Annotated in this window: 18 protein-coding genes; all 18 read left to right on the top strand. The window is 47.8% G+C overall.

All coding sequences use genetic code 11. The features are described 5' to 3' along the window. The 18 genes from IEY34_RS23925 (at position 1) to eutC (ending at position 16,907) form a co-directional block, all read left to right on the top strand. Positions 1–2,586 (top strand): metallophosphoesterase, encoded by a 2,586-nt coding sequence (locus IEY34_RS23925; protein WP_189015937.1) that lies wholly within the window; start codon positions 1–3, stop codon positions 2,584–2,586. A gap of 53 nt (positions 2,587–2,639) precedes the next feature. Continuing rightward, complete coding sequence (locus IEY34_RS23920; RefSeq protein ID WP_189015934.1) at positions 2,640–3,023, top strand: iron chaperone; 384 nt, start codon at positions 2,640–2,642, stop codon at positions 3,021–3,023. Positions 3,024–3,163: 140 nt separating this feature from the next. Beyond that, positions 3,164–4,063: an ATP-grasp domain-containing protein gene (locus tag IEY34_RS23915; RefSeq protein WP_189015931.1), complete on the top strand. Its 900-nt coding sequence runs from the start codon at positions 3,164–3,166 to the stop codon at positions 4,061–4,063. 105 nt (positions 4,064–4,168) lie between these two features. Then, complete coding sequence (locus tag IEY34_RS23910) at positions 4,169–5,089, top strand: DUF7638 domain-containing protein (RefSeq protein WP_189015928.1); 921 nt, start codon at positions 4,169–4,171, stop codon at positions 5,087–5,089. A gap of 109 nt (positions 5,090–5,198) precedes the next feature. Beyond that, positions 5,199–6,794 carry a limonene hydroxylase gene (locus IEY34_RS23905; RefSeq protein WP_189015925.1) on the top strand — a complete coding sequence of 532 codons (1,596 nt, stop codon included), beginning with the start codon at positions 5,199–5,201 and terminating at the stop codon, positions 6,792–6,794. 2 nt (positions 6,795–6,796) lie between these two features. Next, the gene (locus IEY34_RS23900) at positions 6,797–6,970 is read left to right on the top strand and encodes a hypothetical protein (protein WP_189015922.1); all 174 of its coding nucleotides are present in this window, start codon (positions 6,797–6,799) and stop codon (positions 6,968–6,970) included. A gap of 583 nt (positions 6,971–7,553) precedes the next feature. Next, on the top strand, positions 7,554–8,210 hold the full coding sequence (gene eutL / locus IEY34_RS23895; protein ID WP_189015919.1) for an ethanolamine utilization microcompartment protein EutL: 657 nt from the start codon (positions 7,554–7,556) through the stop codon (positions 8,208–8,210). A 19-nt stretch (positions 8,211–8,229) separates the two neighbouring features. Continuing rightward, positions 8,230–8,715 carry a BMC domain-containing protein gene (locus IEY34_RS37580; RefSeq protein WP_189015916.1) on the top strand — a complete coding sequence of 162 codons (486 nt, stop codon included), beginning with the start codon at positions 8,230–8,232 and terminating at the stop codon, positions 8,713–8,715. Next, the gene (locus IEY34_RS23885; protein ID WP_189015913.1) at positions 8,712–10,199 is read left to right on the top strand and encodes an acetaldehyde dehydrogenase (acetylating); all 1,488 of its coding nucleotides are present in this window, start codon (positions 8,712–8,714) and stop codon (positions 10,197–10,199) included. Before IEY34_RS37580 ends, IEY34_RS23885 begins: the two co-directional genes overlap by 4 nt. A gap of 18 nt (positions 10,200–10,217) precedes the next feature. Beyond that, complete coding sequence (eutM, locus tag IEY34_RS23880; protein ID WP_189015910.1) at positions 10,218–10,505, top strand: ethanolamine utilization microcompartment protein EutM; 288 nt, start codon at positions 10,218–10,220, stop codon at positions 10,503–10,505. Positions 10,506–10,513: 8 nt separating this feature from the next. Continuing rightward, a complete protein-coding gene (pduL, locus tag IEY34_RS23875) occupies positions 10,514–11,278 on the top strand; it encodes a phosphate propanoyltransferase (protein WP_189015907.1) in 765 nt (254 codons plus the stop codon). A 6-nt stretch (positions 11,279–11,284) separates the two neighbouring features. Continuing rightward, positions 11,285–12,085: a hypothetical protein gene (locus tag IEY34_RS23870; RefSeq protein WP_189015905.1), complete on the top strand. Its 801-nt coding sequence runs from the start codon at positions 11,285–11,287 to the stop codon at positions 12,083–12,085. Positions 12,086–12,091: 6 nt separating this feature from the next. Continuing rightward, positions 12,092–12,409 carry a EutN/CcmL family microcompartment protein gene (locus IEY34_RS23865; RefSeq protein ID WP_189015903.1) on the top strand — a complete coding sequence of 106 codons (318 nt, stop codon included), beginning with the start codon at positions 12,092–12,094 and terminating at the stop codon, positions 12,407–12,409. Further along, positions 12,385–12,726 carry a BMC domain-containing protein gene (locus IEY34_RS23860; protein ID WP_189015901.1) on the top strand — a complete coding sequence of 114 codons (342 nt, stop codon included), beginning with the start codon at positions 12,385–12,387 and terminating at the stop codon, positions 12,724–12,726. Before IEY34_RS23865 ends, IEY34_RS23860 begins: the two co-directional genes overlap by 25 nt. Before the next feature lie 4 nt (positions 12,727–12,730). Beyond that, positions 12,731–13,180: a EutP/PduV family microcompartment system protein gene (locus IEY34_RS23855; RefSeq protein ID WP_189015899.1), complete on the top strand. Its 450-nt coding sequence runs from the start codon at positions 12,731–12,733 to the stop codon at positions 13,178–13,180. Between the two features lie 8 nt (positions 13,181–13,188). Continuing rightward, positions 13,189–14,670 carry an ethanolamine ammonia-lyase reactivating factor EutA gene (locus IEY34_RS23850; protein WP_189015887.1) on the top strand — a complete coding sequence of 494 codons (1,482 nt, stop codon included), beginning with the start codon at positions 13,189–13,191 and terminating at the stop codon, positions 14,668–14,670. Continuing rightward, entirely contained in the window at positions 14,667–16,028 is a 1,362-nt protein-coding gene (locus tag IEY34_RS23845) for an ethanolamine ammonia-lyase subunit EutB (RefSeq protein WP_189015884.1), read from the top strand. Before IEY34_RS23850 ends, IEY34_RS23845 begins: the two co-directional genes overlap by 4 nt. Positions 16,029–16,052: 24 nt before the next feature. Beyond that, positions 16,053–16,907 carry an ethanolamine ammonia-lyase subunit EutC gene (gene eutC, locus IEY34_RS23840; RefSeq protein ID WP_189015881.1) on the top strand — a complete coding sequence of 285 codons (855 nt, stop codon included), beginning with the start codon at positions 16,053–16,055 and terminating at the stop codon, positions 16,905–16,907. Positions 16,908–16,913: the final 6 nt, after the last annotated feature.

The raw sequence follows: 16,913 nt of genomic DNA, 5'->3' as shown, positions 1-16,913 counted from the left end.
GTGGAGATTAGGACTAAAATCCATACGATTTTTTTGATGATTGGATCGACAGAGTGTGGGAAAACGACCTTCGCCAAGGAAGTTCTTATTCCTAAGCTTCAATTCGAAGATCCAGCGAAAAACTATAAAACGAACGTACAGTACCTATCCTCAGACAGCATTCGGCAGGATGTACTCGGTTATGAGTACGACAAATATGATCAAGTAATGCTGGAGGCCAGTGAACAGGCTTTTCATCTGTTATTTGAGAGATTAAGAATGGTCACCTCCTTTCCCATTAATGCGGAATTCGTTGTTGTGGACACGACCGGCTTGGCAGATGACTTTCGAGAGAAAGTACGTGAAATTGCTTATCAGAACAACTATAACCTGGAAGTCATCCTATTCGACTATCGCAAACGGGAAGATTATTACGCATCCGAGCGTTCCAAAAAGCTCATTACCCATCATATTAATCGTTTGCGAAAAGAGGTTCTAGGTTCTCTATCAAGGGAAGGCTATGCCAAAATGCATAAAGTGAGAAGCAAAGATTTTTATTCGCCAAAGGATTGCATTCCTAACTCTGATTATCAAGTCATTGTCGAGGATCAGGCAGCCTATTTAGCTGCAATACTACCTCAAGACGCCAAGTATATAACGGTTGGCGACGTTCATGAATGTATAGGTGAGCTTAAAGGCCTATTGCTAGATTATGGATTCCAAATAGCCAATAACCAGCTCGTCGCAACGGATAAGGTGAAAAATACGAAGATCATTCTGGCTGGAGACTGGATAGATAAAGGCGAAAATACCAAAGAAATCATTGAATTTCTTTATGCCAATCAAGATTCGTTTATCTTGGTTATCGGGAATCATGAGAACTTCGTATATAAATTCCTGCGTGGGGAAATCAGCGGCGTTAATCAAGAGATGCTGAATTCGTATTTTGATTCTACACAGGTGCTTCTAGAAGATGAAGAGCTGCGAGGGAAATTCGACCATTTGATTACCAAATCACAACCATTCTATAGGTTTATTGGCCTTCATGGTCCATCTTATTACATCACACATGCTCCATGTAGAAATAAATATATAGGCAAAATGGATACTAACTCGCTTCGACAACAGCGAAGCTTCCGTATCGACCGAGAAACGTCGTATGAGAACCAACTTAGCTTCCTGAAGGAAGAAGCGGTGAGGAACCACCCTTATCACCTATTCGGGCATATCGCTGCTAAGAACGCAGTTCGCATTAAGAACAAAATTCATCTCGACACTGGATGCGTTCATGGCAACGCGTTAACATCGGTCAGCATCTCATTCAAGCCCTTTATGAAAGCTTACAAATCGCCACAAGTCATTGTAACGGAAGAACTCAAGACAATGTTCATGGAAGAACGGAAAGTGTCAGTTCAAGAGCTGGACGATGAGGAAATTCGCAGATTGCACTATGCTTCCCGACATAAAGTGAATTTCATTTCAGGGACCATGTCCCCTGCGGACAAGGACGAAACGGTGCATGAGCTTGAGTCTTTGAAACGTGGTTTAGCTTATTTTGCCGAGCAGTCTGTTAAGCAAGTTGTTTTACAACCTAAATATATGGGTTCCCGCTGCAACATTTATTTGCATGAGGATATTGAGCAGTGTTTTGCGGTAAGTCGTAACGGTTATCAAATAAAGCAAATAGATATGACGGGCATTTACCAGAAGCTGCTGCTTAAATTCAGTGGATATATGGAGCTTAATCAAGTTCAGATGCTTATTTTGGATGGAGAACTTCTTCCGTGGAAAGCACTTGGCGATGGGCTCATTCAAAGGCAGTTTAAACCAATCGAGAAAGCTTTGGAGAGTGAACTTGCATTTTTGCAGGAGAATGGCTTTGAAGAAGCATTTGGCAAGTTGACTCATGAATATAGGAACAGTGACTTTGAAAGAGAGCAATTCAACATGTCCAAGACCGTTTTAAATGACAAGTACGGCTCTCACTTGTATCAAAATTATAAGTATTTGCATGAAATTAGCGAGACTTATGTCCCACTAGAGGAGCACGTGAAAGCCTATCAAACGTATAAACGGCAGCTGGACATCTACGCAGAGGACGGGGAGCTTGATTACAAACCTTTTGCCTTGTTAAAAGTGATTTATCAGAGTGGCGAAGAGCTGCTGCCTGAATGGAAAACTTCAGAGATGTACAGTTTTCTATCTGACGATGAATTCCTTTTGCTGGATTTGGCTAATCCGGATAGCCTCCTGAAGGCAGAACAATACTTCTCGAAGCTGACTGTAGACAACTACATGGAGGGCGTCGTTATCAAGCCTGAGGCATCAGAATCTGGGGCTGCCCCGCACATGAAAGTTCGGAATGCTGATTACCTTTCCATTATTTATGGCTACGACTACAAGTTTCCCCATAAGTACCAAAAGCTAATGAAGCAAAAGACAATTAAACAAAAGCTGCGCACTTCCCTGAATGAACATCGGTTGGGAAAGAAAATGCTGCAAGTTAAGTTCAGTGATATCGTGCCGGAGAATGAGTCCTATCAGGAAGTTGTTGCGAACTTGTTGTTTGAAGTGGCTAAGGAGAAGGAAATTGATCCTAGGTTGTAGGTTCTTGAAATGGTATATTAAAGTTACTAAATCAACCTGCGAAAGGAGAAAATATGGAAGGAAATAAGACGTCATACGAATCAACAGATGCCTATATCTCGACATTTCCTGCTGATGTTCAGGAGGTCCTTGCAGAGTTGAGACAATTTATCAAAGAATTGGTTCCGGAAGCAAGGGAGAAAATCAGCTATCAGATGCCTACTTTTGATCTGCATGGCAATCTAGTGCATTTTGCGGCTTATAAAAATCACATCGGATTTTATCCCGCGGCGAGCGGAATCGAGGCTTTTAAAGAGGAATTAGCCGCTTACAAAGGGGCTAAGGGATCTGTACAATTTCCGCTTGGCAAGCCGCTGCCTTATGAATTAATAGGCAGGATTGTTGCTTTTAGGGTGGCTGAGAATATCGAACGGGCGAAACGTAAGTCGAAGAAATAGGGCGTAGTTCATAGGGGCCAACTCCAGTTTAGGGGTTGGTCATTTTTTATATCGTTTGGGTATAATTAAACTCTCTTTACAGCTTTGTTTCCAGAATGTGGTAGGATTGTGAAGTGATTATAAATGTGAGGTGTAGGGAAATGAGATTCTTGTTTTGTTCCGATCCATTGAACCAGAAATGGGTCGATTCTGATTATGAGATTGAATATAGAAAAGCGATTGAGCTGGGTATAAAAGTGGAGCTTTTTTCATTAGAGGATTTACTTGAAGGGAATTGTTCGAAAGCAATTAAGCGGATTCCAAGTCTAGACAATCAGGAAACTGTTATTTATCGAGGCTGGATGATGAAGCCAGATAATTACGAGCAGTTGTATAGAGCCTTGGAGGTTAGGAATCTTATCTTAATCAATACTCCTGAGGAATACGTACATTGTCACTATTTTCCTAACTCATATGAAGTAATACAAGCTGCAACACCCTTAAGTATCTGGAAAGATATTCACTTCCTAAATAATAAATTGGATAACATTCATGAGGAATTACGTATATTTGGTAACCGACCAATTCTGATCAAGGATTATGTAAAGTCAAGAAAACATGAATGGGAAGATGCTTGTTTTATACCAGATGCTTCTGATCGTAATCATGTGAGATACGTGGTCAATAATTTGATTGAGCGACAGGGAACGGAACTTAATGGAGGGGTTGTTTTCCGTGAATATGTAGAACTAGAACACTTAATCAAGCATCCTGTAAGCGGAATGCCACTATCTAACGAGTATAGGTTATTTTTCCTGAACCATGAATTATTGACGATTGCTGAATATTGGGATGAAGCATCCTATCAGCTAGAGAGGCCTAACTTGGAGCCTTTTATCAATTTGGCTAAAGGCATTAAGAGTCATTTTTTTTCAATGGATATTGCTAAGACAGTTAGTGGTGAGTGGATTGTGATTGAAACAGGGGACGGTCAGGTTACTGGATTGCCTAGTCATACAAACATTGGCGAATTTTATGGATTTATGAAAGGGCACATGTAGGCTATTTGTGAGCGCAGATCGTGAAATGGTGTAGATATGAATTGTTAGTTCGTTAAAACAGTTAAAGTGCTTAAAGATTTTATTAGAACAGAGGCGGTGGCAATTATGCAGAAGATCAGTCGCAAAAAAACAGTCGAAGGAACTAGAGTTCCGGGTATCATCAAAAATTCGCAATACTTCTATGTGAATGTTGATGTCTACGAAGATGGAATGGTTAATTGTTGGGAGCTGGTTGATTTAGACGGGTTAGAAGAAAAAATAAAACGCAATTGGTTGATCCCCCAAGTACCCGATGGAGAAATTATTTCAATTCATGGGCTAGGTGCGTTCAAAGTGAAGTCTGCAAATTGGAAATATGACAAAAAAAGTTACTTTAAGTATATAAAAAATATAATTAAACTGCTTAATCCCAAGCTAAATAACCTATACACGATCTCTAGAGAAGAAAAGGAGTTACTGCAACAGAGGCGTGTAAGCTATTCACCCCAAGCCAAGGAATTCTATGTAAAGAGAGAGTTATTTTACGAAACAACTGAGGGGGACGGGTTCACAATCTTTTTAAGACATAATCAGAGATGTTATTTAGCTAATCTAGTTATATATATGGATGGGAGTGTGGTTTGTTATACTTCCGAGTTTGAGTTGAACTACAGGTTAGAAGAAATTGAAAAATTATTTGAAGATGGCACCTTATTTACAAATATTGAAGTTCCTACAGTTATACACTTTGAAAATTTTGGCGAAGTTACTTTTTCTGAATCAACATATTCGGCAAAGCCCATGGAGAAGTTTAAGGAACTGATGGATATGTATCACAAATTAAATGGTCATGAAACGACCTTAGAATCATGTAGAAAGATGTATTTTGAATATCTCGAATATCCGGATGAATATGCCAGAACCAAGCTGAAAGAATTATATGAATTAATTCCTGAGCATGAACGGATTTATCTTGGTGACATGGATAGCAGGGATTCAGACTATGTTAGAATCATTTATCATCCTGAACAGAAGAGAGAAGTCTAGTTACCTTAAATTCCCTAATTCGTTATACTTCCACCATGTTCACTATCCACCAAATCAGCGAAAATGGATCTAGTAGACCAACATCAATAAAAGGAATAGGTGATCATGGATGGTAATTTTCTTCAATAAAGCAATGCGCGCACCTTGGGAGGGCGAAACCTCTATATATGCCTATATTCAAAAACAAATTAAGGATGAGGGGAGATTAATCAACACATCTTTGCCAGATGATGAAGAGTATTGGGCTGGAAGTAAAATGCGCTGGGTGGCTGGTGGTATGGATGGCGCGATGGGTCATCATGCTGCGCGTGGCAACCTGACGGATGAGTTACGGGAGTTGGTTCATCAACTAGCAAAGCAGTCCAGAAAGCCAAGACGTTCCTTGCGAAAAGCAATCTACAGAAAGCTCATTAAAGCGGATATTGGCGGTAAAATAGATGCAGTGTTAGAAGAACTGCGCAAGCACCCGGGGGTTAATCCTGAACATGTATTCTCAGAGGGAAAATGGTTGGCTGAAAACGGAGCCCATCGCAACGTGGTTAAATTCGGGATTGCCTTACTCGGGCTATTTCAAAATGAACACGTAAAAGAGCTGCTTCTTACGCTAGGCAAACATGAAGAATTCACATTATATGCTACAGTTGCCATTCAGAATGGGATGGAGGATGAGAATAACGTTCTCTTTGAATTAGTTAAGGATGTTAACGGTTGGGGGAAAATACATATCGTCGAAAGGCTCGAGCCGAGTACTCCTGAGATTAAACAGTGGCTGCTGCGTAAAGGTTGTCAGAACAGTGTAATGAATGAATATCTAGCGTGTATTTGCGCGCGAAATGGGGAATTGCACGCTGCACTTTCGTCGGAGCAAGTAGATAGCGAATTATATGAAGGAGCTACAGATATCATACAGGCGTTGTTAAACGGAGGTCCTGCTGAGGATATCGATGATTATGAGCATGCACCACAAGTCATTTCTAACTATTTGAGATTATCATATACTATGTGCAATGCCTTAAAACCATTATCGGTGATTTTGGAGATACGCGACCTATTGAGTCACACAGACGAAATGTGGGAGAAACGGATGTCCTTGGGATGGACGGAGGAGTTGCGAATGGAAATTTTAGCGGCTTCTCAAAGAATTATTACATTATCAAAATGGGAGAGCCTTGTTATTGATGCCGTTAATTCAACTGATCGAGTAGACCGTTATTATGGTGTTGTTTGCGCTAAAAAGTTAGGCATTGATAGTTGGGATGCACTCTACACCCAGTTACTTACGAACCCACTACAAGAGTCATTTTATTACGATCTCATGAAAACAGACGATCTGCAGCGTATAGAGAAACTAGTTCAATTGGCTGAAGATCATTTGCCGCTGCAAGAAATCGCTACAGGTCCCAAAGATGAAATGGGATTAGGCCAAGAATATGTTCCTCATCGTTGCCTTCTAGGCATTCTTCAAAGGTTAGATGAATACGAAGGGATGGGCAAAAGACTACTTGCGGTAGGGCTGAACAGTCCGGTGACGAGTAACCGAAATATGGCGCTCAAAGCATTGGAGGCTTGGGAGGCTTCTTCTTGGGGCAATGAACTTGTTATAGCGTTGAATAAATTGGCTGAAATCGAACCGAATGAGTCTGTGAGGGAGCGGGTTCTGCGACTTAAGGAAGTAAAGTATTCGTTATTTACACTGGAGGAATAAGCATGATCCCCCAAAAAATACTTCAAAAGATAAATAACAACCACGTTATTATTGACTTTGAAAAACAAACGGTTGAAGTCCGGGATGAAGAGTATTCGATTGATGATCTTCTAGAAGCAACAGGGACGCTATTACCTATTTATTTAACGTCTATCCTAATCTATAAATTGGGATAGACGTTTTATTATTTCTTCAGCCCATGGAATTGTAGATATGACAGAACGGGAGCTATCATCATAGTAGGAAAGGTTAGGGATTCCATGATGTACTTGCCGAAAGTTTTTTTGAATTTGCTGGTGAGTATGAAGAGGATATAGAGTAGCATTAGCTTCATATACAGCGGGAGCCTCACCATCAATCTGTCATTCTAATGAACTGGATGATGCTTATAGACGAGAAAATGGCTACTTTGAAAACCTAATGAACTGAATCGGCGTTATCGAGCAATTTATAGGCGGAATGGTGATCGTTTACTTGAAATAACGCATCTGGAATTCATTGGATTTTCAAAATGAACCATTTTGATCAAATAAAGGGTATTGAGTTCGTAAAAAGGGGGGCTTGCCCTCAAGGTTCACTGACCTTGGGGCAGGTTTAATTACCCCTAAATATTTCAACCTCAGCATATTCCTTGTCCAACCCACATATCCATAAACAAAAGCATACAGATGGCAAAGGTGCCTCAGGTCCAAGAACGACGAACTGTTCTGTGCGCCTAGGCACCTTTTTGAATTCATTCACGGTGAAGAGGTGAAAGGAGTGAACCAACATCCGATTCGAGCGATCCCGCTCGCCATGAGGATTATTTCTAACGTTGATGCAGGCCTAGCGCATCAGCTGGATCTGAAGCCGGGCATACGCAGCCTCGGCTTGTTGACCTCTAGCATCGATGATGTGGGCTACACAGCAATCGATGAAGCGACCAAGCAGGCAGCGGTCGAAGTGGTGTATGCCCGTTCGTTTTATGCCGGATCCGGGCATGCTTCTGGGCCTTTGTCCGGTGAATTTATTGGCATCCTGGGCGGCGCGACGCCATCTGAAGTGAGAAGCGGGCTGGACGCCGCTAGGCAGGTGATGGAGACGGGAGCTTGCTTCTACGCTCTTAACGAAGAAGGCACCCATGCCTACTATGCGCATGTGGTGTCCCGAACAGGCTCTTATCTCTCCGCACTGGCGGAAATCGGAGAAGGCGAGCCGCTTGCCTACCTCATTGCTCCGCCACTTGAAGCTGTGTATGGACTGGATGCAGCCCTGAAAGCGGCCGATGTGCGAATGTGCAAGTTCTATGGTCCTCCGACGGAGACGAACTTCGCGGGCGGATTACTGACAGGCAGTCAATCCGCCTGTGCCGCAGCAGCAGCGGCGTTCGCGGACGCCGTCACAAGCATTGCCCGAGATCCTAAGAAAATAGGCTGAAGAGAAGCGGGTGTTCCCTATGAATGAGAAGTTGATGTCGCTAGGTATGATCGAGACCCATGGTTTACCTGCCTTAATTGCAGCGGCAGATGCTGCAGCCAAAACGGCGGATGTCCGAGTAACCGCGTATGAGCAAGTGGATGCAGGCATCGTAACCATCTATATTTGGGGCGATGTGGCAGCGGTCAAAGCGGCGGTGGACGCAGGAGCCGATGAGGCGCGGAGAGTGGGGAAGCTGCTAGCCACACACGTGATTCCGCGGCCTGATCCTTCCGTATACGAGATGATTCGGGATATACCCGCTAGGGTATCCTCATCTCAAACTCCTGCGCCCGACAAGCCTGCGCCTAGCTGGAGCAGAATGAGCGTCGTTCAGCTCAGAGAACTAGCACAGCAAACCCCGCGGTTCCCGATTGCCGGGCGGGATATCCAATTGGTTAGCAAAGCCGAACTGCTGAGGCTTTTCAAGGAATTGGATATTGAAGGGGGAGATCCCGTGACATGAGGCTCGATAGTGATTTGCAAGCGATCCAGGAGGTTCGCGATTTCCTCCAAGAGGCGAAGGCGGCGCAGATTCTGCTGGAGGCAATGACGCAGGAGCAGATTGACGCCATCGTAGCCGCTATGGCCGAGGCTGCGGAGTCAGAGGCAGAGCGGCTTGGCGCAATGGCCGTGGAAGAGACAGGCTTTGGCAAAGCCGCCGATAAGAAGGCCAAAAACCTATTCGTTGCCCAAGATGTTTATGCAGCAATCAAGGATATGCAGACGGTGGGAATCATCAGCAAGGATGATGTGAACAAGGTGTGGGAAATCGCTCAGCCCGTTGGGATTGTAGCTGCAATCATTCCTTCGACAAATCCGACCTCAACAGTCATTTTCAAATGCCTGATTTCACTCAAAGCAAGGAATGCCATCGTAATCAGCCCGCATCCCGCAGCGCTGCGCTGTTCACAGGAATCAGCGGCCATTATGCGCGCTGCGGCGGAGAAAGCGGGAGCCCCGCCTGGGCTGATTCACTGCTTAACCCGTCCGTCCGTTGAGGCGAGCGGCGAATTGATGCGGCATAAGTTGACGGATCTCATTCTGGCGACAGGCGGGACGGCTATGGTGAAAGCGGCTTACAGCTCAGGCAAGCCAGCCTATGGTGTCGGACCTGGGAATGTGCCGGTGTACATTCACGAAAGCGCGAATATCAGCCAAGCAGTGAGGCAGATTGTGCAAAGCAAGACGTTCGACTACGGAACGATCTGCGCTTCTGAGCAAGCGCTTGTCGTCGATCAAGCGGTCAAAGATGAGCTGGTCGCCGAATTGAGGCGGCAGGGGGCTTACTTTCTGAACGCGGATGAAAAAGCGAAGATCAGCTCGATTCTCACCATGGGCAAAGGGATGAATCCGAATGTCGTGGGCCGCTCTCCGCAAGTGATTGCGGGCATGGCAGGCATAACCATTCCAGCGGATGCAAAGGTATTGATTGCGGAAGAGTCGGAGGTTGGGCAGGCGCATCCTTTTTCCATGGAGAAACTCAGCCCCGTACTTGCTCTGTACACGGTTAGCGATTGGCGAGAAGGTTGCCTCCGCTGCAGGGAGCTTCTGGAGCTTGGCGGACTTGGACATACACTCGGCATTCATGGCGAGGACATGGCGGTCATTGAGGCGTTCGGGTTGGAAAAGCCAGCTTCGCGCATTGTGGTGAATACAGGAACAACGTTCGGAGGCATCGGGGCAACGACAGGCATCTGGCCTTCGATGACGCTCGGTTGCGGTTCTTTTGGAGGCAATATTACGTCAGACAACATTGGTCCGCAGCATTTGCTGAATAGGAAGCGTGTAGCTTTTGGCATCAGAGAAATGCCGTTGAAGTCCCCGGCAGACGAAGTGACAGCAAAGGTTATGGAAAGCTTGGACACCTTGAATCCGCTGGGCATTACGCGTGAAGAAGTTGAGCAAATCATCAAGAATGTACTTTCCGACATGCAGGTAAATACATAACCCGAGGAGGACATGCAAATGGCAGGAGAAATGGCAGCTCTAGGTATGGTGGAAACGAAGGGCTTGGTAGGTTCTATTGAAGCAGCGGACGCGATGGTGAAGGCCGCCAATGTGAGATTGGTCGGGAAAGTTCATGTTGGCGGCGGCTTGGTTACTGTCATGGTGCGTGGGGATGTTGGTGCTGTCAAAGCGGCCACGGATGCCGGTGCTGCAGCTGCGGAGAAGGTGGGAGAGCTGGTATCTGTCCACGTCATCCCGCGTCCGCACTCCGACATTGAGTTCATTCTACCTAAGCTTGAAGGATAAATACGTCTATGGCGCTTATTACGGAAACGCATCTGCGTACGCTGCTGGTGAAAGGTATTCCCAATCCATATTTGCTGAAAGAGGGGGATAGGCTGACGCCGGCGGCCGCTGATTTTCTAAAAGATCGAGGCATCGCACTGAGGTCTGCCCAGTCGTCAAATCCACGAATTCTACCGGGTATTCCTGTTGGCGTGTCCAATCGGCATGTTCACCTGTCACCCGAGCATGTTCAGGCGTTATTCGGCGCTGGTTACACACTAACGCCACTTCGCGAGCTTACCCAGCAGGGGCAGTTCGCTGCTCGCGAAACCGTCGCTTTGCTTGGTCCCAAGAGCATCATCCAACAGGTACGGATTCTAGGTCCCTCACGCGGGGCGTCCCAAGTGGAAATTTCACGCACAGATGGCTATGCGCTGGGCATTCATCCACCGGTCCGACTATCCGGCGATATCCAGGGGACGCCTGGCATTGCACTTGTGGGGGCAAGTGGCGTGGTTGTTTTGCAGCAGGGGCTGATCATAGCCAAAAATCATGTGCATATGTCCCCGGATGACGCCCGCCTCTTCGAGGTCAATCAAGGCGATCGGCTCATCGTGCAAACGGCTGGGGAGCGGCCGCTTATTTTTGCGGAGACAGTCGTACGGGTAAGCGCGCAGTATTCGCTGGATTTTCATATCGACATCGATGAAGCGAATGCGGCCCATTTGAGCTCAGGCGACCAAGTTCAGGTCATTGGCAGAAACGGGCAAATCATGAGTACCGAAAGGAGGTAACTCTTGGTGGAGATTAAGATGATGGTCGAGTCTATTGTCCGTGAGCTTCTGAATGCAGCAAACAGACAGGAGATTAAGCAGCCTAAGGTGCTATACATTTTCCATGACAGTACGGCTCATGAGGCTTTTACGGATCATTTTATATGGTTAACGAATCATGACATTCATCATGATATTTTATTTCTGGATGGCGAAGCATCGTCTTGGCTCGGGAAACATCAGGTAGAATGCAGCGGTCGCGGCAAAATCATAGCCTCCGACGAGTTCGCCCCGTCGCCTCTGGAGGTGCCGCAAGATTATGAGGGCATTGTGATTCCAGAAATTGATCTGGATAATGCGGCACGCGCTGCTCTGGGCATGAAAGGGACGATTATTTCGGAGATTATTTTCTCCACCTTGGTCCAACATAAATTCGTTTTGATCGGCGATGATATTTCGGGTCTCAAACGGGCTGAACGCCGAACGCTTAAGACGCTAACGCTGCCTAAGCCTTATGTGAACCTTTTTGATTATTACAAAATGGAACTGCAAATGTACGGCGTAGAATTTGGTCCGTTGAAGAAGTTGGCGGAGATGGCAGTGAGTAAAATTCGTTCCACTCCTGCACGTACAGAAGTGGGTATTCAAGTGGCAGACGGGGCTATCGTCTACAAAGGAAGGCTTGTCTCTGCGGATTGGGTGGCGCGGGAAATCAAGAAGAAACCTTTTCGCACCTTGCAAGTTGGCCGAAAAACGATTATTTCTGCTCTTGCCAAAGACATGCTCCAAGAGAAAGGGATTACGATCGATTATACGGCTGAAGGGTGAGGTCCTATGTTTTTAGGGAAGGTAATCGGCAGTGTATGGGCTACGCAAAAAGAAGTGGGCATGGATAATCTCAAGTTATTAGTGATCCAGCCCATGGATTTCCAAGACAGTGAAGCGGGCACGCCGATCATTGCCGCAGACCGCATTGGAGCCGGTGTCGGCGAGAACGTGATCGTATCCAGAGGCAGTCCGGCGCGAACCTTGTTCACGGATAGAAAGGTGCCGATCGATGCGATGATCGTAGGCATTGTAGATAGCTATGAGGTCTCACAGGTCGCACAAGAAACCGAGGGGAACGCATGGAAGAAGAGAAACAGCGAGTAATTCAAGAATACGTGCCTGGCAAACAACTCACGCTGGCTCATGTGATTGCCAATCCAGACCCCGTTTTGTATACGAAACTTGGCATCGAAGAGCGGAATGCGATCGGTATTCTAACGCTTACCCCTACAGAAACAGCCATTATTGCCGCAGATATTGCAACCAAAGCAGCCAATGTGGGCATCGGTTATTTGGATCGATTCACGGGTTCGCTCGTGCTTACGGGGGAAGTGGCTGCGGTGGAGATGGCGCTGGAGGCTGTGAACGATTTTTTGCAGGGAAAGCTGAAATTCGCGACTGCGCCGATTACAAGGTCTTGAAGCTATGAGAAAAGTAATGATTATCGGCGCAGTGGGCGCAGGCAAATCAACCTTAATGAAGGCCTTGTTCGGGGAATCCGATCCGGCCATCAAAACCCAAAGCCTGGTCTATCGGGACTGGATCATCGACACACCAGGCGAATACAGCGAGAATCCGCTGTATTACCGCTCCCTCATGGCGACCTCTCACGAGACAGCAGCGGTACTCTTCGTACAAGATGCTGCGAGGGACAGGAACTTTTTCCCTCCTGGGTTTGAGCAGGGATTTCCTGTTCGCACAGTGGGTGCGGTGACCAAAATCGATCACCCTAAGGCTGACATCGATCGCGCGATCCTGCTGCTGAGACAGTCGCTGCCAGAAGGGGAAATCTTCCTGACATCGGCTGCATCGATGGAAGGTATTGCAAAGCTCAAGGAGCGACTTATGGAGATCATGCATCAACGGGATAGGTGAACAAGCATATGCAGAATGAATGGATCACAAGCGTCGGGCTTGATATCGGAACAAGCACAACGAAGATGGTTGTAAGTCGTTTGAAATTAGCGCGCTCATCCGGCGCGCTCAGCCTGCCGAGATTCGAGATCGCGGAGCGGGAGTTGCTGCACGCAAGCCCGATTTATACGACGCCGCTGAAGAGCAGGGACGAGATCAATGCCGAGCGCATCTGGGAAATCGTGGCTTTGGAGTACGAACAGGCGGGTATTCGCCCTGCCGATTTGAAGTCCGGTGCTGTCATCATCACCGGTGAAACGGCCAATAAAACAAATGCGAGGCAAATTCTGCATCTCCTCGCCGAGCGCTCGGGCGACTTCGTGGTCGCAACGGCAGGGGCCGATCTGGAAGGGCTGCTTGCTGGCAAAGGGGCTGGGGCGGAGCGCCGCTCCCTGCAGATTCGCGGTGCAGTAGCGAGTATTGATATCGGCGGCGGCACCGCGAATGCAGCTATTTTCCTAAGGGGCAAGCTCGTTGGCACCGTAACTTTTCATGTCGGCGGCAGGCTTATCCAGATAGACGCAACAGGCACTGTACTGGATGTATCGCAATCTATCCGTCCGTGGTTGAAGGCGAGCGGATACGATATGGAGGCTGGCGATACGGTTAGCTTTACGCACCTTCAAGAGATCTGCCTGGGCATGTGCCGCAGTCTGATGGATTATTTGAGTGGGCGTACGACGCCTGCGCAGGATGCGCCGCTTCGCTCCTTGCTCAACGGCGATCCTCTTGCAGCGATCCCTCCCATTGAAGAATGGATGGTATCTGGAGGCATCGGTCTGCTAATGGAAGGAAAGGCTCCGCTTTGTTTAGCTGAAACCGCGATACATCAAGATATCGGCCCCTTGCTTGCGCACACCTGGAAGATGTGCTCAGCGCAGTATCCAATCCGCCTTGTACAAGCGGATCAGACGGTCAGAGCGACGGTCATCGGCGCTGGCATGCAGAGCACGGAGATCAGCGGCGCGACGGTGCATCTGGATGCATCGCTGCTGCCGATACGCAATCTGCCCGTGCTTAAGCTTGAACTCACGCCGCAGATGCTTGAGCAGACGGGGCTGCTGGCAGCTAGCATGGATGCCGTCATGAGAAGCGGCGCAAGCCTCTTCGACCAAGCGCAATCGCCGCCGTTCGGGCTGGCTTTGTCAGGTCTGAACAACCTTACCTATCCTTCGCTTCAGTTCTTGGCGGAGCAGCTGCATGTAAATTTTGTTAACTATTTTCCAAACAGCACCGTTTTGGTCATTATTTGCGAAACGGATATCGCGAAGGCGCTTGGTCAGTCCTTGAGCAGACGGTGCGGACAGCGCCCGAAAGTGATCTGTATTGATCAAATCCGTGTGGCGCACGGGGATTATATCGATTTGGGCGAGCCGATCTCCGGGATCATGATTCCGGTCGTGGTGAAGACGCTGGCCTTCCATAACAGAGCGGAGGGGATAAGCCCGTGAACCTGAAGACTACGCTGCTCGGTACGACCTTTCAATTTCGACATTTAACCGAAGTCATGGCGAAGGCCAATGAGGAGAAATCAGGCGATCAACTGGCCGGCATTGCTGCACAGGATGCGAAGGAGCGGGTTGCCGCCAAGCTCGTTCTGGCTGATTTGACGCTGGCTGACATTCGCAATCATCCGCTGCTGCCGCCGGAGATCGATGAAGTGTCGCGGGTGATCGAGGAAGGGCTGAACGAGAAGATTTATACAGAGGTTCGCAATTGGACGGTGGCGGAGCTGCGGGAGTATCTGCTGCGGCAAGAAACCGGGAATGATGAGATTCGCAGGCTTTCCCGCGGTTTAACCAGTGAAATGGTTGCCGCTGCAGCCAAATTAATGAGCAATCTGGATCTTGTGCAAGCTGCCGCCAAAATGGAGGTCACCTCGCATTGCAACATCACGATTGGTCAAAAGGGTGTGCTGTCTGGCCGGGCTCAACCCAATCATCCTACGGACAATATTCAGGGGATCAAGGCCGCTTTGTACGAAGCATTAAGCTATGGCATCGGTGATGCGGTCATTGGCATTAACCCAGTTATCGATTCGGCGGATAGCGTGAAAAATATTTTGCTGGCCACCAAGGAAGTAATGGAAAAGTGGCAGATTCCGACACAGAATTGCGTCCTGGCTCATATCAAAACTCAGATGCGGGCTATTCGCCAAGGCGCTCCAGCGGATATGGTGTTTCAAAGTTTGGCTGGCACGGAAGAGGGGAACAAAGCCTTCGGCATCGATATTGCTCTGCTGGATGAAGCAGATGCGCTGATTGCCACGGATGGCACGGGGACAGGGCCGAATCTATGGTATTTTGAAACGGGCCAAGGCTCTGAACTGTCCGCCGAAGCGCATTACGGTATCGATCAGGTGACATTGGAGTCCCGCTGTTATGGGCTGGCTCGCAGATATAATCCGTTTATCGTCAATACGGTCGTTGGTTTTATTGGTCCTGAGTATTTGTATGACAGCAAGCAGGTTATTCGAGCTGGTTTGGAGGACCACTTCATGGGCAAGCTGCAGCAGCTGCCGATGGGTGTGGATGTTTGCTATACGAACCATATGAAGGCGGATCAGAATGATATGGATAATTTGGCGGTGCTGCTATCTGCTGCCGGCGTTAACTATCTGATTGGGGTAGCAATGGCAGACGACTGCATGCTCAACTACCAATCGACGAGTTATCACGATATCGCGACGCTAAGGGAATTGATGAGGCTGCGTCCAGCCCCGGCTTTTGAGCAATGGCTGGTCAAAATGGGCATTATGGAAAAGGGTCGATTAACGCCCTTGGCGGGTGATCCGACCCTTTTTATGTAGCGCCTGCACGAGGGAGGAACCTTCATGAACCATGCAGTCCCGCTGGACCAGCTTGTGGATAGAGTGATGGCTGAGCTTGCGAAGAAGTTGGCCTTGTCCCAAGCTGCGGATACCGTAGTCCCTTCGGCAGAACCAAACTTGAGCTTGGATACAAGTGTCTCACCAATCCCCAATCCCAAATGGGCGGAAGGGATGAACGAGCTGCTTGCAAGCACTCCTGCAAGAATAGGGGTATGGCGTGCCGGAACAAGAGCGCTCACCAAAGAGGTGCTTAAATTTCGCCGTGATCATGCCGCAGCCGTGGATTCCATCTATGGGGAGGCAAGTGCGACACTTTTGGAGCAATTCGGTTTATTTACGGTGGAAACGCGCTACGAGAATACAGAAAACTATTTGAAACGCCCCGATATGGGGCGGATCGTTACGGATGAAGGCATCGCAGCGATCCAGGCTAGATGCAAGCTCAAGCCGCAGGTGCAGATCGTGGTATCGGATGGTTTAAGCGCCAATGCGGTGGATGCCAATTTGCGTGATGTCTATCCGGCGCTGCTCGATTCACTTGCTTCTTACGGGTTATCCACAGGAACTCCTTTTTTCGTGCGCGGAGGCAGGGTAGCTGTCATGGATCATATTGGCGAAATTGTGCAGCCAGACGTACTCGTATTGTTGATCGGGGAAAGACCCGGACTCGTTTCGTCACAATCACTTAGCGCTTATATGTGCTACAAACCGCGCAAAGGCACGGTAGAGAGCGACCGCACGGTCATTTCCAACATTCATCGTGGAGGAACGCCTCCGCTTGAAGGCGGCGCGCACATCGGCACGATCGTCAAGAAAATGCTGGAACAGCAAACCAGCGGCATCCATCTAGACATCTAGCGGAAC

Origin of the sequence: Paenibacillus marchantiophytorum (genome assembly GCF_014640555.1) — a bacterium.
Taxonomy (GTDB): domain Bacteria; phylum Bacillota; class Bacilli; order Paenibacillales; family NBRC-103111; genus Paenibacillus_E; species Paenibacillus_E marchantiophytorum.
This window is presented reverse-complemented; position numbering and strand designations above follow the sequence as displayed.

Excerpts from the sequence above, each read along its gene's own strand:
- IEY34_RS23865 (WP_189015903.1), top strand. The coding sequence starts at position 12,092 with ATGTTTTTAGGGAAGGTAATCGGCAGTGTATGGGCTACGCAAAAAGAA.
- IEY34_RS23920 (WP_189015934.1), top strand. The coding sequence starts at position 2,640 with ATGGAAGGAAATAAGACGTCATACGAATCAACAGATGCCTATATCTCG.
- IEY34_RS23915 (WP_189015931.1), top strand. The coding sequence starts at position 3,164 with ATGAGATTCTTGTTTTGTTCCGATCCATTGAACCAGAAATGGGTCGAT.
- eutM (WP_189015910.1), top strand. The coding sequence starts at position 10,218 with ATGGCAGGAGAAATGGCAGCTCTAGGTATGGTGGAAACGAAGGGCTTG.
- IEY34_RS23850 (WP_189015887.1), top strand. The coding sequence starts at position 13,189 with ATGCAGAATGAATGGATCACAAGCGTCGGGCTTGATATCGGAACAAGC.
- IEY34_RS23885 (WP_189015913.1), top strand. The coding sequence starts at position 8,712 with ATGAGGCTCGATAGTGATTTGCAAGCGATCCAGGAGGTTCGCGATTTC.
- IEY34_RS23900 (WP_189015922.1), top strand. The coding sequence starts at position 6,797 with ATGATCCCCCAAAAAATACTTCAAAAGATAAATAACAACCACGTTATT.
- IEY34_RS23905 (WP_189015925.1), top strand. The coding sequence starts at position 5,199 with ATGGTAATTTTCTTCAATAAAGCAATGCGCGCACCTTGGGAGGGCGAA.
- IEY34_RS37580 (WP_189015916.1), top strand. The coding sequence starts at position 8,230 with ATGAATGAGAAGTTGATGTCGCTAGGTATGATCGAGACCCATGGTTTA.
- pduL (WP_189015907.1), top strand. The coding sequence starts at position 10,514 with ATGGCGCTTATTACGGAAACGCATCTGCGTACGCTGCTGGTGAAAGGT.
- IEY34_RS23860 (WP_189015901.1), top strand. The coding sequence starts at position 12,385 with ATGGAAGAAGAGAAACAGCGAGTAATTCAAGAATACGTGCCTGGCAAA.
- IEY34_RS23855 (WP_189015899.1), top strand. The coding sequence starts at position 12,731 with ATGAGAAAAGTAATGATTATCGGCGCAGTGGGCGCAGGCAAATCAACC.
- IEY34_RS23910 (WP_189015928.1), top strand. The coding sequence starts at position 4,169 with ATGCAGAAGATCAGTCGCAAAAAAACAGTCGAAGGAACTAGAGTTCCG.
- eutC (WP_189015881.1), top strand. The coding sequence starts at position 16,053 with ATGAACCATGCAGTCCCGCTGGACCAGCTTGTGGATAGAGTGATGGCT.